This window comes from Pinibacter aurantiacus (genome assembly GCF_019130065.1).
GTDB lineage: Bacteria > Bacteroidota > Bacteroidia > Chitinophagales > Chitinophagaceae > Pinibacter > Pinibacter aurantiacus.
Genome location: NZ_JAHSPG010000018.1, coordinates 517,038 through 534,289 on the forward strand (window position 1 = coordinate 517,038; position 17,252 = coordinate 534,289).

General features: G+C 43.5%; 9 protein-coding genes. 4 read left to right on the top strand and 5 right to left on the bottom strand.

The features are described 5' to 3' along the window. The first annotated feature begins 127 nt into the window (after positions 1-127). The 4 genes from KTO63_RS25570 to KTO63_RS25585 all read left to right on the top strand — a co-directional run bounded on the left by KTO63_RS25570 (position 128) and on the right by KTO63_RS25585 (position 8,478). Positions 128-3,349 (top strand): SusC/RagA family TonB-linked outer membrane protein, encoded by a 3,222-nt coding sequence (locus tag KTO63_RS25570; RefSeq protein ID WP_232373338.1) that lies wholly within the window; start codon positions 128-130, stop codon positions 3,347-3,349. 19 nt (positions 3,350-3,368) lie between these two features. After that, on the top strand, positions 3,369-5,006 hold the full coding sequence (locus KTO63_RS25575) for a RagB/SusD family nutrient uptake outer membrane protein (protein WP_217795054.1): 1,638 nt from the start codon (positions 3,369-3,371) through the stop codon (positions 5,004-5,006). A 486-nt stretch (positions 5,007-5,492) separates the two neighbouring features. Continuing rightward, on the top strand, positions 5,493-6,050 hold the full coding sequence (locus KTO63_RS25580) for an RNA polymerase sigma-70 factor (RefSeq protein WP_217795056.1): 558 nt from the start codon (positions 5,493-5,495) through the stop codon (positions 6,048-6,050). Positions 6,051-6,135: 85 nt separating this feature from the next. Further along, positions 6,136-8,478, top strand: coding sequence for a glycoside hydrolase family 127 protein (locus KTO63_RS25585; protein ID WP_217795058.1), 2,343 nt, complete (start codon positions 6,136-6,138; stop codon positions 8,476-8,478). A gap of 127 nt (positions 8,479-8,605) precedes the next feature. Here KTO63_RS25585 and KTO63_RS25590 read toward each other — a convergent pair whose 3' ends face one another. From KTO63_RS25590 to KTO63_RS25610, 5 genes are all read right to left on the bottom strand, one after another. After that, the gene (locus KTO63_RS25590) at positions 8,606-9,652 is read right to left on the bottom strand and encodes a hypothetical protein (protein ID WP_217795060.1); all 1,047 of its coding nucleotides are present in this window, start codon (positions 9,650-9,652) and stop codon (positions 8,606-8,608) included. Between the two features lie 14 nt (positions 9,653-9,666). Beyond that, the gene (locus tag KTO63_RS25595) at positions 9,667-11,547 is read right to left on the bottom strand and encodes a cell envelope integrity protein TolA (protein WP_217795062.1); all 1,881 of its coding nucleotides are present in this window, start codon (positions 11,545-11,547) and stop codon (positions 9,667-9,669) included. A gap of 216 nt (positions 11,548-11,763) precedes the next feature. Continuing rightward, positions 11,764-13,605, bottom strand: a complete 1,842-nt coding sequence (locus KTO63_RS25600; RefSeq protein WP_217795064.1) for a glycoside hydrolase family 2 protein — start codon at positions 13,603-13,605, stop codon at positions 11,764-11,766. A 400-nt stretch (positions 13,606-14,005) separates the two neighbouring features. Then, positions 14,006-16,204: a family 2A encapsulin nanocompartment cargo protein cysteine desulfurase gene (locus KTO63_RS25605; RefSeq protein ID WP_217795066.1), complete on the bottom strand. Its 2,199-nt coding sequence runs from the start codon at positions 16,202-16,204 to the stop codon at positions 14,006-14,008. Beyond that, on the bottom strand, positions 16,188-17,114 hold the full coding sequence (locus KTO63_RS25610; RefSeq protein WP_217795068.1) for a family 2A encapsulin nanocompartment shell protein: 927 nt from the start codon (positions 17,112-17,114) through the stop codon (positions 16,188-16,190). Before KTO63_RS25610 ends, KTO63_RS25605 begins: the two co-directional genes overlap by 17 nt. Positions 17,115-17,252: the final 138 nt, after the last annotated feature.

The window sequence follows — 17,252 nt, forward strand, 5'->3', positions numbered from 1 at the left end:
TAAAGTCAAATGTAAAACGGCTTAAGCGTAAGCCGTCATCTTAAAACTTAACTCTTGCAAAAGTATGAAAAAAATGAGATTTGGACTGTCCCCCCGGACGGCCAGGTTAACTATTAAATGTCTTTTAATGACGAAGCTTGCAATTATTCTCGGATTGGTATTTACCATACCATCATTTGCGAATAGTTATGGTCAGAAAATTAGCTTGGAACTTGACAACGTATCGTTGAAAGATGCGTTAAAAGCTATTGAAAAACAGGATTATTACCGGTTCGTTTACCAAAGCCGTATTATCAGCAAAGATCAGAAAGTGAGCATTCACGTAACGGATGCACAGCTAAACGATGTATTGGGAATATTGCTGCAAAACAGTACACTCGGCTATAAAAAGGTAAACGATAAACTGGTGGTGATTCTTGACGCCAACACAATTAAGGAAACCGCGAATATTGGCATAGGCATTACGGGTAAAGTAACCGATGCAGAAGGCAAACCATTGCATGGGGTGTCCATTATGGAAAAAGGAACCAACAATGGTACCAGCACCAGGGATGATGGCTCGTTCATGCTTACGGTTACCGGCGACAATTCTGTATTGTTGTTCAGCATAGTGGGTTATTCTTCAAAAGAAATTCCTGTAAAGAAAAATACCGTGCTCACAGTTGCGCTGGAAGCATCCAATAAAGAACTCGAACAAGTGGTAGTAATCGGTTATGGTTCCCAACGCAAGGCAGATGTGACAAGCGCTGTAGCTTCTGTAAAATCTGAGAATTTTGTAAAAGGGCCTGTATTGGATGCCGGTCAGTTGATACAGGGCAAAGTAGCTGGTCTTACCGTGTCTTCTTCCAGCGGTGATCCTACCTCAGGCTCACAAATTTTGCTGAGAGGTAATACCACTTTGTTTGGCGCCAACACGGACCCATTGGTATTGGTGGATGGTATTCCCAGCAGCCTGAAAACCGTTGCTCCGGAAGACATTGAATCGATTGATGTATTGAAAGACGGTTCTGCTGCAGCGATCTACGGTGTTCGTGGTACCAATGGCGTTATCCTGATTACCACCAAAAGAGCAAAAGGCAACAACGTTAACAGCGTTGAATACAGCGGAAGCCTCAGTACACAAACCATTGCCCGCAAAATGGAAATGCTTACTGCAGACGATTACAGACAGCAGATCAAGGACGGCTTGCGTGACTCTTCATGGAATCTCGGCAGCAGTACAGACTGGTTGAAAGAAATTTCCCGCACGCCCGTTTCTACTGTACAAAATGTTACGTTCCGTGGCGGCAACAACAAAACAAATTATCTCGTATCTGCCAACTATCGTTATCTGCAAGGTATCTTTCTAAAATCTGATAACGTTACTTTCACCGGCAGGGCAGATATCAATCACAGCATGTTTAACGACAAGCTGAAGTTCAACCTGGGTTTGTTAAGTCAAAACAACAACTTCACCCAAACGCAGGATGGGGGTACTTTCAACGGTTATGTTTACAGACAGGCGCTGATCTTTAACCCCACATCTCCCACAAAAAATGCAGACGGTACATGGTTCCAGCAAACAAGCAATTTCAACTACGAGAACCCACTGTCGCGCATATACGAAAGTGATGGTAAAACGCAGAGTGTAACCAACCGCATGAGTGCAAACATTTCTTTCACTCCAATCGATGGATTGAAATTCAATGGATTGTTCTCCTACACAAGGCTTAACCAGGAAGCCGGTTATTCTGAAACAAAACAACACATCTCCACCATACGCGATGGCCTGAACGGATACGCAGCTGTTGGCACAGTACAATCCATCGACCGCCTCGCAGAGATCACAGCAGAATATGCTAAAACACTGGGCCGCCACCGCTTCTCAGTATTGGGTGGTTACGGTTACCAGGAAAATGAATACTTCAATTTTTACGAACGCAACTACGACTTCCCAACAGATATTTTTGGATACAGCAGTATACAGTTGGGTAATGCGCTGAAAGAAGGAAAGGGTACAATGTACAGCTACAAAGGAGAAACGAACCTCATCAGCTTCTTTGGCAGATTGCAATACAGCTACGCAGACAAATATTTGTTGCTGGCAAGTTTGCGTCGTGAAGCAGCGAGCCAGTTGTATGGTGCAGCCAAACCTTGGGGCACATTCCCGTCCGTGTCACTGGGGTGGCGCATTACAAAAGAAGGCTTCATGCAGGGACAAACATTATTCGATGATATTAAATTGCGCGGTGGTTATGGAGTGACCGGAAACCCGCCTGCATCACTGTTTCTGGGTGTTGCACAAATTGGTTACGGCACCTACAACTATGCAAACGGCGAGTGGATACAAACGCTCGGGCCCACACAAAACGCAAACCCTTATTTGAAATGGGAAGAGAAACACGAATCAAACATTGGTCTTGACTTCACCATGCTGCACGGAAGACTCAGCGGTAATGTTGATTACTATATACGCAGAATCAAAGGCCTGTTGTACAACTATGAAGTACCTAGCCCGCCAAACTTGTTTCCAACTACAGAAGCAAACGTAGGCACCATGGAGAACAAAGGCCTTGAAGTTAGTTTGAACTTCATTGCCGTTCGCAAAAAGGATTTCCAATGGACCACCAGCGTTAACTTCTCTACCAATACCAACAAGCTTGAAAGTCTTTCCAACGATTTGTATAAAGCTACCAGCAACTACTTTACAACAGGCAGCACTGGCGAACCAATCCAAACATTTACACACATCGTGAACGTGGGTCAAAACATTGGTGATTTCTATGGCTTTAAAGTAATGGGCCTGGATGACCAGGGCAAATGGATATACGAAGGAAAAGATGGCAAACCTGTTGCCTATGGAGACTTCGCGCATTCTTTCGAAGACAAGAAAGTGCTGGGTAATGGTCTGCCTAAATACTACGCAGCATGGAACAACAACCTTCGTTATAAATCATGGGAATTGGGTGTAACCATGCGTGGCGCCTTCAAATACCAGATACTGAATTTCCAGAGAATGTATTATGAGAACCCAACTTTGCAGAACTACAATCGCCTGAAGAGCGCCTACAACAAGCCTTACGGAAAAGCATTGCTGACTGCGCCGCTCGAATACAACAGCTATTACATTGAGAACGGCGACTTCTGGAAAATCGACAACATCACATTGAGTTACAATTTCGATAAACTTCATTCAAAGTACATCAAGAGCATGCGTGTGTACGCAACCACGCTCAACACTTTTGTTATCACCGGATATAAAGGTGTAGATCCTGAAGTGAACAGGCTTGGCCTTAACCCAGGTGATGATGATCGCGACAAGTATCCAACAACAAGAACCTACACTTTGGGAGTGAATGTAAATTTCTAACGAAATAACTCAGTCTAATATGAAACTCAATCGAATACTAACTATAATTTTTGCCGGCTCCGTAACGATTGCAACAAACACAGGTTGCACCAAGTTAAAAGACACGAGCGGAAACGTAATCATAGCCAGTCAGTTTAATCCTACTGAAGCCGACATACCATCCCTTACAGGTGCGGCTTATACCTATTCGCGACAAATACTATTGTTCTGGGACGGCACATGGCGTGCACAGGAGTTGTCCGGCGACCAGGAGCTGATACCCGCACGCCCCAACGGATGGGTGGATGGAGGCGTGTACAAAAGAATACATCAGCACGCATGGACGCCAGACGAAGGCATTGTAGTAAATGGCTGGAGCCGCACGTACTCAGGCATTACCACCTGCAATCGCATCATTTACCAGGTGGAAAACAACCTGATACCCATCAAGGATTCTTCTGTGAAAAATTCAACGCTGGCAGAAATGAAAGTGTTGAGAGCGTTTTATTATTCCATTCTTTGCGATTTGTACGGCAACGTGCCCATCGTAACAAAATTCGATTTGCCCGCTGGTTATTTACCTGCGCAAAACACGAGAAAAGAAGTGCATGATTTTATTGTAAAAGAAATATCAGACAATATTTCCTTACTCAGTTCAGATAATAATGCAGCAACATACGGAACATTCAACAAATGGGCAGCACACACTTTACTTGCAAAAATGTATCAAAATGCAGAGGTTTATACAGGTGCCGCGGCATGGGACAAATGTATTACAGAGTGTGATGCTGTAATAAATTCAGGTGCAGGTTATGCTCTGGAGCCTGACCAGAAGAACGTTTTCGTTACGGAAAATCAGAACTCAAAAGAGATCATCTTTGGTCTTGCAATCGACAGCAAATACACCACAGAATGGAACGCATTTGATCTTCACATGCAATCGCTGGAGCCGGAGAACCAAAAGACATTCAGCCTGCTGAGTGCGCCGTGGGGCGGCATGTCGGCGATTCCACAGTTCATCAGTTCTTTTGATGCAAGCGACAGTCGTCTAAAAAACAACTGGATCAAAGGGCAGCAATACGGAGCCGATGGAAGTATGCTGTTGTGCGGACTTGGATCATACAGTGGAAAACCATTAAACTATTTAAACGAAGTACCGAACATCGACGCGTCGGAAGAAGTGCATGGTTATCGCCTCGGCAAATTCCAGATAGCATCCGGAACAACAAATATTCTCGACAACGATTTTCCATGGTTTCGTTATGCAGACATCCTCATGATGAAAGCTGAATGCTTGTTGCGCACAGGCCATCAAGATGATGCAGCCGTACTGGTAACACAGGTGAGACAACGCGCGTTTAAAGACAACCCGTCTAAGGCAACCGTTACAGGCGCAGACTTACTAAAGGGAAGCAACTATGATTACGGTCTTCGGTCCACACTCAACACTACTGAAGAAGGTGGCGCTGATATTAAGTACGGAAGAATGCTCGATGAGCTGGCATGGGAGTTTGATCAGGAGGGAAGAAGGAGACAGGATCTGATACGCTTCGGTGTGTTCACTACCAAGTCATGGTTCGACCACTCTAAGAGCAATGCCAACAAAACATTGTTGCCTATACCGCGAACAGAGATATCAAAAAACAGCAACCTCAAACAAAACCCAGGTTACGAGTAAACTGTTTTTCTATATAAGCAAGCATGGCCCGGCAGTTGATGGTTTTTCGCCGGGCCTTTTTTAATTTGAAAATGAGTGAGAACGCAGATTGTCATGATTTTCATGATTGATATGATTTTTGATTTGGTATTATATTGACGGCGCAGAGTAGACTGCTCAACCTGTTCTTCTTAGTGAAGCTTAGTGCTCTTAGTGCCTTAGTGGTAAATCTTTCGAACCTAAAAACATCAAGCTGCTTGTGAACCGGCAACGGCGAAATAAAGCAACCAACCTTGCGACCACTTAGACACTAAGTACACTAAGCTTCACTAAGACTTTAGTGCAAGCCATCAAAATCTTCCGAGACATTCCTATTTCCTAACTCCTGATTTCTAATTCCTGATTTAAAAAGTGTATTTTTGACAATTATTTATTAAATTGCCATAGTAAATAATTAACGCCAGAATTTCGATTGCTTATATGGGAGATAATGAAACTATAAAACATTTGCAGAAGCAAATTGGTTTTTGTGATGACATGAAAGCTTATAGTCAGTTGTATGAACTTTTGTTTGAAAAACTGTTTTGTTTTTCGCTCTCTTTTGTGAAGTCGAACGAAGTGGCGGAAGAAATTGTTTCTGACGTTTTTATCAAACTGTGGACCATACGAGGCAGGCTTCATGATATAGAAAACCTCACTGATTATCTCTTTAAGATTACCAAGAATTTTTCACTCAATTACATTACTCATCATCATAAATATCCCAAGGTTAGCCTGGACGATATTTCTTTTGACCTGACAAGTGCAGTGTCTCCTGAAGACATCTACATTTCATCTGAAATAGTTGCAAGAATAAATGAGATCATCAATCGACTACCTTCAAAATGCAAGATGATATTTCAATTGGTAAGAGGCGATGGCTTGCGATACAAAGAAGTCGCTTCTATATTAAACATCTCTGAGCTTACGGTACGCAATCAATTGGCAATCGCCGCAAAAAAGATTTCAGAAGCAGTTCCTCCCAGTCTCGTCGGGTCCTTGCAGGCAAGGCGCACTGAAATGTAAATATTTGGGTACGCAGTCAAATATTTGCCCGCCCTTTTTCGGCAAATCAAATCAAAACTCCAACTAACATTATACCCAATCAAAAATGAAAAAGTTATTACCGGTTGTTTTCGTTCTTTTGGGAACCAATGCATCGACATTCAGTCAATCTGCAAAACTGCAAACTTTTCCTTTGGCATCAGTAAAGCTACTGGAGAGTCCTTTTAAAAAAGCGCAGCAGGATGACATCAACTATATTCTTTCTCTTGATGAGGATCGCCTGCTGGCTCCTTTTTTAAAAGATGCCGGAATAAAGCCCCTCAAAGAAAATTATGGCAATTGGGAAAGCGATGGACTCGACGGCCACATAGCGGGACATTACCTGAGTGCCGTTGCCCAGATGTATGCAGCAACAGGCAACAAAATATTCCTTGACAGAATGAATTATATGCTCGGCTGGCTTGCCAAATGCCAGGCTGCCAACGGGAATGGATATGTGGGTGGAATACCCGACAGCAAAGAGCTTTGGAGTGAAGTAGCAAAAGGAAATGTTGGCATCGTATATAAAAGATGGGTTCCCTGGTATAACATTCACAAATTGTATTCAGGCCTTATCGATGCATACTTAATTACAGGAAACCAGGAGGCAAAACAAATACTGGTAAAGCTGTCTGACTGGTGCGTAACATTGACATCACATCTTACAGATGAGCAAATGCAGCAAATGCTTGCAGTTGAACATGGCGGCATGAACGAAGTGCTTGCAAATGTGTCCTTCATTACCGGCGATCAAAAATATATGAAGGAAGCGAAACGTTTTTCCCATCGCGCCATTCTTAATCCGCTTTTGGAAAAAAAGGATCTGCTTACGGGACTTCATGCCAATACACAAATTCCGAAAGTGATTGGTTTTATGCGGATTGCCATGCTTGACAACGACAAGCAATGGGCAGATGCTGCTGCTTTCTTTTGGCAAACAGTTACACAAAATAGAACAGTTGCTTTCGGTGGCAATAGTGTAAGAGAACATTTCAATCCTGTTGATGATTTTACACCCATGCTGGAATCCCGGGAAGGCCCTGAAACCTGCAACAGTTACAATATGCTGAAGTTGACAAAGGAATTGTTCCTGTCAAATCCATTGTCAAAATACATGGATTACTACGAAAGAACCATGTACAATCATATTCTTTCAACGCAGCAACCAAACGGAGGCTTTGTCTATTTTACACCGATAAGACCAAATCATTACAAGGTATATTCTTCACCACAAAAGGATTTTTGGTGCTGTGTGGGAACGGGACTCGAGAACCATGGCAAATACGGTGAATTGATTTATGCGCATTCCTCCACTGATTTATTTGTAAATCTTTTTGTTCCTTCTGTGTTAAACTGGAAAGAAAAGGGGTTGACCATTACACAACAAACTAAATTTCCATTTGCAGAATCAACTACTTTGAAATTTGGAGTAAACAAACCACAGCAATTAAGGCTAAAATTTCGCAGGCCCTCATGGATCAATGGGAGTGAAGTTGTGATGGTTAATGGCAAACCGATACAAGCGGCAATAGACGAAGATGGTTATCTATCGATCAGCAGGATATGGAAACAAGGCGACGTTGTCAACTTAAGACTTCCAATGAAAACTGTAGCCGAAGAGCTGCCTGACAAAAGCCACTGGATATCCTTTGTACATGGGCCAATCGTTTTAGCCGCGGCGACAGACACAACAGATTTGAAAGGATTGCAGGGAGATGGTAGCAGATGGGGACATATCGCCAATGGTAAACTCGTTTCTCTGGAAGAAGCTCCTTTGCTGGTAATCGATAGTATATCCAAAACGCAATTGCCTGTTGAAACCGATACAAGCAAATTGATTTTTTCTGCCGCAAATATTATCAACGGAGAAAGATACAAAGACTTAAAACTTGTTCCTTTTTACCAGGTCCAGGATACCAGGTATGTAGTGTATTGGCCATATACCACGAAGGAAGAACTGCCGCTACTGCAAAAGTCGATCAAAGACAAAGAAGCGTATAAACTGAAACTCGAAGCTGCAACGATAGACATGGTCTATCCAGGCGAACAACAACCGGAAGCTGATCACCATTTTAAAGGCGAGAAAACATTTGAAGGATTTTTCAGGGAGAAACATTTTCGTGCAGGCAAAGGTTGGTTCAGTTATGATTTGAGAAATGCCGGTGCCAATGCGGGACAAATCAGTTTTACCTATTACGGTGCAGAAAGAAATAAACAGTTTGACGTATATGCAAATGAACAGCTGATTGCATCAATCGACTTGCAGGGAACAGAAGGCAACGACTTCAAAATCCGATCAATTGATCTCCCTGCATCTTTGACGTCTTCAGCTTTGATAACGGTTAAATTCAAAGCGAGAGAGGGAGCTGAATTGGGAAATATCTACGAAGTAAGGTTGTTAAAAAAATAAGAGTATCTTCTATAAAATCAAAGGTTCGTAATAAAAAAATATTACGAACCTTTTTTATAATAAGAATTGTTAGAGGAACAAACGTCAATTGAATACTAAGATCATTTAGTCTATCATTACTGCCTGTCTAAAATCCTAAGGGCCGGTTTGTCTCTTCTTTCGGAGCATTGTTAACCGGCAATACAGGATAATAATTCAACAGAAAATTAAACGCCTCAATTATTCTTTCACCTAAATGGTCAGCTGAAAATTGATCCGTTTGATTAAACAGATCAAGTATCGGATATTGTACATAATTCGCCGCAATGTTCATGCTGCCTGTTTTTTTGTCGTAGCCCTCGTAAACATATTGAAACAGGTCATTGTTTTGAACAACTACTTTTTTAGGGTGCGTTGAATCCAGGGCGGGAAGATCTTCTTTTCTTTTATATACATACAACTTATGGTTGATGTAGCCCCTAAGATAGTTCCTTCGCACATCCAGTGGCTGCGCATTGTGAAGGTCAATTACGTCATTGTTGATTACAGCAAAGGTGTTTTTTCTATCAACTTTATAACTCCATTTGTTGATCACCAAAACATTCAGATAACCGTCCTCGAGCAGAAATCGAATATTTCTATAAAAACTTTCATCGCCGGCATCATTCGTAAAAGCGAAGATGGAGGGATTCTTAACATTTGGTTGACCGCCAACATTGCGTCTTGCATATCTTCTCGCGCACTCATTTAAAAAAGCAACCGCACTTTCAGGTGTGCGGCTTTCCTGGTACTTATACCTCACCATCATATCCGAAAAATACTTTTGTACGTCTACCATGTTATTGTATTTGTCCTGCGGATAGGTAGCTTTGTCGATCAGTGTGAAAAAAGTATCTGCCTGGCTTTTGAAACTGCAAAATCTCTTGTAATCCACAGGATATCGAATGCCACCGGTTTGCGAATTTTCCGTATAGTTCTTATACGCGCATTCCAAATACATATAAAGTACCTTGGGCATCCATTTTCCCATCCTTTGTTTAAGGGCATCACTCATTTGAGAGCCTGAGTAATATGATGTGCTCTCATATGCATCGTTGATCTGCTGATAGGCTAACCTGGCATCACCATCGCTTATTTGTGCGGAAATATTTTTAATTATTAAGATGGCGACTAAAAAAGCTGTCAGTTTTTTCATTTGGTTCGTAATTTTTATTGATTCCAGAAATTATCCTTTTGAGGAGTCGATTGTAGAGATTGATTAATAGTGATGAACGACATGTCAGTTGTAACGCGTTCTTTAAAATAGCCCTTGATATTTTCGATAAACTGCAAAGCTTCCTGCTTGCTGGGAAAATAGCCAAGGCCAATTTTTGTACGGTCAAGGTCAAATGCCTCTGTGCATTTCAATTTGTTCAGCAGGTCAATTATTGGCATCCACGTGCCATCACTATATTTTTCTATTGCATAGGTCCTCATTTTTACAACACTGTACGATGTACCGGACGGATGCAGACGCTCATAAACAATAAAGAACGCCTCCTTTTTATTTTCAGGAATAGTGGAGCTTGTTTTATGTGTGAGGTAATCGCCCAATGCCTCTTTATCTGTGTTCCATTGCCGTTGCAGCGCAGCTTGTCTCTCTGCCTGAAGCGCTGCATTTCTTTTTGCCTGTTCTTGTTCCTGTGCTCTTTGTGCTGCCTGCATTTCCGCTTGCCTTTGACGTTCATACTGTTGATATTCGAGCGCTTGCTGCCGGTCGAGTTCTTTGTTACGCGCCTTTTGGTCGAAATAACCCATTGTAGCACTGGCAAGATCCCCAAGACTACTTGCCATTGCTTGCTGGTTGGCTTGCTGGGCCTGGTTTTGCGCCTGCTGTATTTGTTGCACCTGGTAAGTATTGCCGGCGGCAGATGCATTCGTTTTGGCAAGATTAAGGTTAAGCGATTGCTGTATCGCATCGCTGGAATTATTGGCCGCATTCAGGTAACTGTCGGCCTGTTGCTGGTACACCTGGCTTTGCGTGTTTCTTACATTACTGTTGCTAGTAGTAGTCGTTGTTGTTGCACGTTGATTCGTTTGTACATTACCATTCGTTGACGCAGTAGTGTGAGACTGGTTGGCATTCGTGTTCGTATTCGTATTTTGCGCTCCACCCGTTGAACCCGGTTTCGTATTGGCTTGCACTTGTTTTTCTTTTTCTACCGCAGTGTTCAGCTCGCCCAGGTTTTTGTTCAGCTTTTCGGTAATGTCATTTAGAAGCTCGAGTTGCGGCTGTACTTTGTCCTTGTCAGTAACAGTCAGGTATTGTTGTGCCAACTGCTCGCCAGTGTTGAATTGCCTTTGCCAATTGTTCAGAGCATTGCTGAAACTGCTTTTCGTTTGCGCATTGCGAAGACTATTCAGTTGCAGATTATAAGTTGCTACGATGTTGTCGAACTTCTTTTTTGCGTCCGCCACTTGTCGTTTCAGGTCCTGAGCTTTCTGCTGTTGCTGTTTTAACCACTCATCCTGGTCCATGCCGTTTATCTTGATGGAATTGACGCCTTGTTCCTGGTCATACTGCACATAATAGTGAAGGTTACCAATGTCGTAATCAAAGCGAACTGCAACAACTTTAGTGATTACGCGAAAATAGCATCTGTCCCAGTAATTGTTGGCTTTCCTGTCATAAGGTCTCAGTTCACTTGCCTGGTAAATGCTCGTTCCCTGCTTTCCGTCACAGCCAATACCCACCGCAGTTACCGATACATTACTAACTGTTACGCCCGGATCAGCATTGTATATTGCTACCCTGGGCGAGCCGATCATATTTCCACTCTTATCGCAAGTGGCACGTTGCCAATACAAAAGCAAACCATGCTGTGCCTTAATGCCACCCGGAGTAACAATAGGGCGCATGAACCATGTTGGGTCCCAGGCGGTTACCGGCGCTTCCCAACCTCCCTGCGCATAAGCGCCAGGTGCAGTAAAAAACGACAGGGAAAAAATCAGTGCTAAAATTTTGAGAAAACCCGATCGCCGGATGGCTACGGGTAACGGATTATTACACCCACGCGCGACTGCGCGGATGCTTAATGGCAATTTGTGCATTCCTGTTACTGTTTGGGGTTAAAGTCGCATGCCATTTAGGCGTACGGAACGCAAATGTATTTTATTTTCCGTACGCCGCAAATAGCTTCACGGCGGGGAAAATTGTTAGCTGTTAGTTAATGGTTGTTAGCCTTTACTGACGACTATTTGAAATTTAACTCTAACAACTATAAACTATATACTAACAACTTTCCCAGCTTCCCCTTTCAGCAACTCCTACGGATACATTTTCTCCATCTCCCCATAGTATTCCTTCAACAAAAAGAACGCTTTCTTCTTCTTGCCATTTCTATCAATCAAACCTTTTGTGTTCCAGCCTTGCTGGTAGGTTGGGTTGTTTCTTCGTGGAGAGCGAAAGTCCGCGAGTATCCATGGAGAAATGCCGCTAAAGTTCGCAGGCATTCTTTTTAGCATCGCTATTTGTTCTTTATAGTACCAGGCCTGGTAGTCTTCGCTCCACATTGCTTTTGAGCTACTGATGAAACCTCCTTTAGCCTCCGCACCAGTTTCGCTAATGAATAAAGGCTTGTCGTAGATCGTGGCCCAGTTAGCGGTTTTGCAGCTATCAGGTGTGCCCAGGTACCAGCCAAGATATTCATTAAAAGAAACCATGTCAACGTACTTGCCCAACGGATCATCTATCAGGTTGATGTTTTTGCCTTCTGCCTTATACGAAACCTCCAATGCAGCAGAAGCAAGGCGCGTAGGGTCCAGCTCTTTTGCTGTTTGCAATAATGTGTGCATAAAGTTGGTACGGGTTTCAGAAATAGGCGTTTCATTACCCACCGACCAAATGATGATGCTCGCACGGTTCTGATCTCGTGTGACCATTTCCGTTAGTTGCTGTTTGGCTTTGCCCAATACTTCTTCGCTTTTAAAATTGATCGTCCAGTACACCGGAATTTCTGACCACACCAATACACCCAAAGAGTCTGCTATCCTGGTCATGCTTTCATCATGTGGATAATGGGCGAGACGCACCATGTTACAATTCAACTCCTTTGCCCAACCAAGCAACTGCAGTGCGTCGGCTCTGCTGTAGGCGCGGCGGCCTTCCTGTGGAATTTCTTCGTGTATGCTAATGCCACGCAGAAATAGGTGCTTGCCGTTCAATAACAGTTGCTCGCCCTTTGCTTCAATGGTACGGAAACCTATTTTATCTTCCAATTTGTCCGCACCCGCAGTAACAATAACGCGATATAATTTCGGTGTTTTTGGCGACCAGTATTGTAGGTTGGCAACAGTAAAATCTATCGCGGCAATATTATTGCTTGCCGGAAAACTTTGCTTCAGTTTCAGTTCAGGAATTTCAACCTGTACTTCGCTCACATTGCTGCTTTGATCTAGTTTTACATTGCCCTGTATTTTATTATCGCCCGGTGACAGTTTTGTAAGTTGCAATGAAAACCCGGTGATGAAATTTGCTGGCAGTTCTACCAGCTTTACATCCCTTGTAATGCCGCCATAGTTCCACCAATCTGTATTCAGTGTAGGTATTTCTTCTGCACCTCTTTTATTGTCCACTTTTACAACGAGGTAGTTGCCCTTTGTTCTTATTATGGAATCAGGTATTTCAAAATTAAACGGAGTGAAGCCGCCGATGTGTTGCCCTAGTTTCTTTCCGTTCAAATAAACATCCGTTTTGTAATTGGCGGCGCCGAAGGAAAGAAACACTCTGTCGGACGCGTTGCTCTTTTTATAATCAAACGTTTTCTTGTACCACACAGTGCCTTCGTAGTAAAGAAACTTTGCATCCTGCGAATTCCAGTCACCCGGCACTTTCAACGTGTTCTTATCTGAGTAACCATATTCCTTGTGATCATATTTATTTTTAGGCACATCACTGTTCCAGAACGCATCGTTGTCTTTTTCCAGTCGCTCTTTGAAGCGATAATCATAAAAGCCCGTTTCGTATGGGTCCACAATATATTGCCATTTCCCATTCAGGCTAATCGTTTTTCTTCCTTCAATATCCGTGATCAATTGATTTTTCTGTGCATTGGCAGCTAAGATTTGCAGAGCAAATGCGGTAGTTACAATGGCTGTCTTTTTTAGCATATGAAGCTGGGTTAAGTATAAAAATCAGGGTTACATACTTTTTGAAAGTAATGCTGAGCAACCCTGCATGCAAAATAGGGCATTTATACTGCATTACGACAGCTTTATCTAACAGCGATCTCGCTTTAAAAATTACATGGCCAACTTGCAGATGTTTTAACGTCTACATTTCATTAATGTCCTACGGACAATATTGTTCATGTTGTAACATTTTCTATTGATATTTATGCCCTAAGGGCAAAGTTTCCCGTAGGGAAATAATATCAATAGGAACTTGCACAAGGACGCTGTATTGCCCGTAGGGCATTAATTGCATACAACCAAACACAACAAAGCCCATATCTCTTTGAAGTATGGGCCTCATTGTTGTGATATAAAATGTTTTGAGAAAAACTCGTTGCTACTTCATACCCTTTAATCTTCGCAGTGTTGCAACCATCACATCTACATCATTACAAGTGTTATAAAATGCCAGCGATGGACGCACCGTGCTTTCCAGCCCGAATCTTCTAAGGATAGGTTGAGCACAATGATGCCCCGTGCGTACCGCAATACCTTCCTGGTTCAGCGCTTGCCCCACCTGGTCATTGGTATAGCCATTCAGTGTAAATGAAAGCACACTTGTTTTATCCGGAGCCGTGCCGATCAATTTTAAACCCGGCACTTGTTGCATTAAATGTGTGGCATACTGCAACAGGTAATGTTCATATTGGTAAATGTTGTCAATACCAAGATGTGTCACATAATCGAGAGCAGCACCCAGCCCTACAGCATCTGCTATATTGCCCGTTCCAGCTTCAAAGCGATAAGGTGCATTTTGAAATTGTGTGCGCTCGAATGTTACATCCTTTATCATGTTGCCACCTCCTTGCCAGGGTTGTGTTTCATTCAATAAATCTTCTTTACCAAAAACAACGCCAATGCCTGTGGGGCCAAATATTTTATGACCTGAAAATACAAACCAGTCCACATCCAGCTCACGCACATTTACACGAAGATGCGAAACAGATTGCGCACCATCCAGCAAGACTTTTGCGCCTGCCTGCTTTGCCATCTGAATAATTTGTTTTGCAGGCGTAACGGTGCCGAGTGCATTTGAGACTTGCGTAAAAGAAACCAGTTTTGTTTTTGGATTCAATAGCTTGGCATATTCATCCAATAAAACCTGCCCGTCATCATCAACAGGAACAACGCGGATCTTCAGGCCTTTTTTTGCAGCGAGTTGTTGCCAGGGAACAATGTTGGCGTGATGTTCCAGATGCGTGAGAATGATTTCATCACCCGCCGAAAGGTTTTGTTCACCCCAACTTTTCGCAACAAGATTTATCGCTTCAGTAGTTCCTCTTACGAAAATGATTTCGTTGGGTGATCCCGCGCCGATAAACAGCTGCACTTTTTTACGAGCCTCTTCATACGCATCTGTGGCGCGTGCTGCGAGCGTGTGTGCTGCACGATGGATGTTGGAATTTTCATGCTCATAGAAATAACTGATCCTGTCAATTACCGACCTTGGCTTTTGCGTTGTGGCTGCATTGTCCAGCCAAATGACCGGCTTGCCATTCACACGTTCGCTTAGTATTGGAAAATCTTTTTTGATGATGTTCGCATCAAATCCCCAGGGAAGGAGCGAGGAAGTGGAGTAATTGCTCTTGGCTAAAACAGGCTCATTGATCAATGGCTGCGCCTGGTGATTGTCCGGCAAAAAGTAATAGCTCGGCGTCTGTTCAATACCTGTGGCAGGATAGTGATCAATGGCGGTTTGTCCGGAATGCAGGTCAAGAAACGGAATATGCTCTACATCAAATGCAACGCCATATTCCTTTAAAACATTTGCCGGAGAAAATGCACTGTCGCCGGGAATATTTCTCTGATCTCTGCCTTTCAGATTCGCATCGGGAAAACCTGTTTGCGGATCATCAAAATTGACATTATTGCCATGCTGCACCGTTGAAGGAGAAGCACCGCTGCCCGCCACCGAAAGAGGCACACCACCTTCACTGCTGCTGTAGGAGGACTTTGGTGGCTCTGCAACGGAAGGCTGACCAAAATGCGAACCGGTGGATGGAACATGCTCATCAAACCCAACGCCATATTTTTTCAAAACGGTCGCAGGAGAAAATACACTGTCGCCGGGAATATTTCTGCTGTTGCTGCCTTTTAAGTTGGTATCGGGAAAACTTGTTTGCGGATCATCGAAATTGACATTGTTACCATGCTGCACCGTTGAAGGAGAAGCACCGCTGCCCGCCACCGAAAGAGGCACACCACCTTCATTTATATTACCAGACTGCAATGGAGGTTCCGGAGCGGTGTTGCCAAGGTCTATTAAATTTACATAGCCTATTGCCGAAGGCGAAACACCCGAACCCGCAACAGAAGGTTGTTGCAGCGGAACAGTTCCAACTAGCGGCGCAACAGGCGCTGCTGAAGATTGCGCAACCAGTGTGTCATAATTTGATTCCTGCCCCGCATAAGGTAAGCCTTGTGCTGCGCTAATTTCCGGTTGTTGCGGCACTGGCGATTCTTTAAAATACTGATTTGCCAATTGCTCTAAAAAAGCAATATCCGGCAACTCGTTATGCTCAATATTTGTACTCATGGTATTTGCCTATTTCAACGTCTTCTAATACTGCAATCGCATCATCAACCAATACGGCCAACGAGCAATACAATGATACCAGGTAAGAGGCGATGGCCTTGTTATTGATGCCCATAAAGCGAACAGACAGGCCCGGAGATTGCTCGCCCTGCAAGCCTGGTTGAAACAGACCAACCACGCCCTGCCTGCTTTCGCCTGTGCGCATGAGAATGATCTTTGTTTTACCTTTTTCGATTGGCAGTTTATTGGAAGGAATCAATGGAATACCGCGCCATGTAATGAACTGCGAGCCGAACAGAGATACTGTCGGCGGAGGCACTCCTCTACGAGTACACTCACGGCCAAATGCAGCAATCGCCAAAGGATGCAGCAGGAAAAAGCCGGGCTCTTTCCATACCAATGTTATCAACTCATCCAGGTCGTCTGGTGTTGGTGCACCCGTGCGTGTTTTAATAATTTGCGATTTCGCCACACTGTTGAGCAAACCATATTCTTTGTTGTTGATCAACTCACTTTCCTGGCGCTCCTTAATGGTTTCGATCGCCAGGCGAAGTTGCTCGCTGATTTGATTGTAAGGCTTACTATATAAATCGGAAACCCTGGTGTGCACATCCACAATGGTTTGCACTGCAGCTAGATTATACTCTCGCGGGTCTTCAATATAATCAACAAATGTTTGTGGTAGCGTATGCTCATCACGCGCAGAGCAATCCACTTCGATGGCTGTACCATCTTTTACTTTATTAAGACGATATACGCCTGATTCCACGCCCACCCAGCTCATTAGTTTTGTAAGCCAGCGCGGACTGATGGTGACCATCTGGGGAACGGTACGCGTAGCAATGGCGAGTTGCCTTGCCGCTTTGTCGCCGAGTGCGGTTTGCTGGTAATTTTGCTTAGGATCTGCCATGTAATTTGTGTTTGTGTTTATGATTAGTAAAAAAACGATGCGCTATGTTCAATTAAACGGTACGGTGTATTGTAACAACTGAGTTGAGGATAGGTTTTGACAAATGACTTATACTGACAATCGTTTGGCGAGCGTTTG